At 73.8% G+C, this 1856-nt stretch carries 2 protein-coding genes and 1 pseudogene; 2 read left to right on the top strand and 1 reads right to left on the bottom strand.

What is annotated here, in order from left to right; translation table 11 throughout:
• A partial coding sequence (locus AOK18_RS25200; RefSeq protein ID WP_240503309.1) for a TetR/AcrR family transcriptional regulator occupies positions 1–708 on the top strand: 708 nt, incomplete at its 5' end.
• Positions 709–763: 55 nt separating this feature from the next.
• Here AOK18_RS25200 and AOK18_RS25195 read toward each other — a convergent pair.
• Positions 764–1543: an IclR family transcriptional regulator gene (locus tag AOK18_RS25195; protein WP_055570816.1), complete on the bottom strand. Its 780-nt coding sequence runs from the start codon at positions 1541–1543 to the stop codon at positions 764–766.
• A 78-nt stretch (positions 1544–1621) separates the two neighbouring features.
• On the opposite strand from AOK18_RS25195, the pseudogene AOK18_RS25190 reads away from it, so the two are divergent.
• Positions 1622–1856, top strand: a pseudogene (locus AOK18_RS25190) (cupin domain-containing protein); the annotation flags it as partial.

Raw genomic sequence — 1856 nt, 5'->3', positions numbered from 1 at the left:
CGGCCATGTCAGCGCCCCCGCCCCTCCCGTCCGACGTCCGGGGACGGGGGCGCTGACATGGCCGGTCTCCGCGAGGCGCAGAAGAGGATGACCCGCCAGCTCCTGCTGGACTCCGCGCTCGACCTGTTCCGCACCAAGGGCTACGCCGCGACGACCGTGGACGACATCGCGGCCGCGGCGGGCACCACACGGGTGACGTTCTACGCGTACTTCCCGTCCCGCAGCGACCTGATGCGGGCGCTCATCGGCGAGCTGAACGAGAAGCTCGAACGCGTCGACTCGCCCGCCCGCCGCTCCACCGCCCGGCGCCTGGTCGAGGTCGTCCAGGACGGCGGCCGCGAGGCGATCACCGAGTGGCTGTACGACGTCTCCGGCCGCTGGGACTCCGTACGGCCCCACCTGGTGGCCGCGTTCGAGGCGGCGGCGGTCGACCCCGACCTGCGCGGACTGGTGAACGCCTGGCTGGACGAGGCCGTCAGCGACGTCGAGGAGGGCCTCCACCGGGCCGGCCGCTTCGCCCCGGACAGCCGCCACCTGCGCGGCGTCCTCGTCATCGCCCAGCTCGACCACGTCGCCCGCAACTGGACCCCCGGCCGTTGGAAGGCCGACCGCGAAGCCATGATCGACCTCCTCGCGGAAAGCTGGACGGGCCTCCTGAGCGACGGCGCCGCAGAACCGCCGGCGCAGGCACCGGACGACCGGGCCTGACCCTCCGCTCCAGGCCGCGGGCGAGCGGCCGGCCGGACCGCGGGACCGGGGCCGCTCAGGTCGCCGTCGCCGCCAGGTCCGCGCCCAGGGCCCGGGCCGCCGCCTGCAGGGTGCCGACCAGGGACTGGAGGTCGTGCGGGTCGTAGCGGACGCCGGGCATGGAGATCGACAGGCCCGCCAGGGTCCTGCCCTCCCGGTCGCGGACCGGGACGCCGACGGCCACCAGACCGCGCTCGGAACGGTTCCGGTTCACGGCGAAGCCGCCCTTGCGGACGCCCTTCAGCTCCCTGGACAGCCGGTCGAGATCCGGACGGTCCTGCGGCCGGTCGCGGTAGCGCTCGGGCGCGTACACCTCCGCCAGCTCCTCCTCGCTCAGTTCGGCGAGCAGCAGCAGTCCCCCCGTCGTGCGGTGGGCCGGGAAGACCATCCCCTCGCGGGAACCGACCCGCAGCGACCGGTGGCACTCCACGCTCGCGATGAACCGGGCCGTGTCCCCGGTGCGGATGGTGAGGTTCGTGGTCTCGTCCAGCAGGTCCACCACCCGGTGCAGATGGGGCAGGGCCGCCGTCCGCAGCCGCGACACCAGGGAACGCGAGTGCGTCGCCAGCTCCAGCACCGGACCCGCGCGGTACACGCGCCGCTCGTCGCGCACCGCGAAGTCCCGGTAGACCAGCATGGCCAGCAGCCGGTGCGCGGTCGACCGGGCGACCCCGAGCCGCTCGGCGACCTCGGTGACGGTCAGCGAGCCCTCGAGCTGGAGCATCGTCGCGGCCCGCAGCGCGTGGTCGACGCTCGTGATCGCGTACGGCGGCGGCGTCTTGAGCGGCTTGTCCATCACGGGCCTCCCGGCGTCGTCCGTTCTGCTCTCCAGAATTGCATGTCCGTTCCCTGGGACGGAGGAGATGCTGCTCACGTGACTACCTCATTCAGCACCCCCTCTGCCACGGGCTCCCCCGTCCGCCTGAGCGCCGTCAGCGCCGCGGACCAGCCCGACGTCACCCCGGCGCTCGAGGAGCTGTACCGGGGCTTCGAGAGCGAGCTGCTCGTCCCGCTGTGGACCGAGATCGGCGACCTCATGCCGGCCCACCCGCGATCCCGCGCCGTCCCGCACCTGTGGCGCTGGGAGAAGCTGCGGGAGCTGGCCGCCC

The sequence above is a fragment of the Streptomyces prasinopilosus genome (assembly GCF_001419695.1).
Classification (GTDB): Bacteria; Actinomycetota; Actinomycetes; order Streptomycetales; family Streptomycetaceae; genus Streptomyces; species Streptomyces prasinopilosus.
This window is presented reverse-complemented; position numbering and strand designations above follow the sequence as displayed.

What these genes read in the sequence shown, in the direction of transcription:
- AOK18_RS25195 (WP_055570816.1), bottom strand. Translation starts at nt 1,543, where the DNA reads ATGGACAAGCCGCTCAAGACGCCGCCGCCGTACGCGATCACGAGCGTC.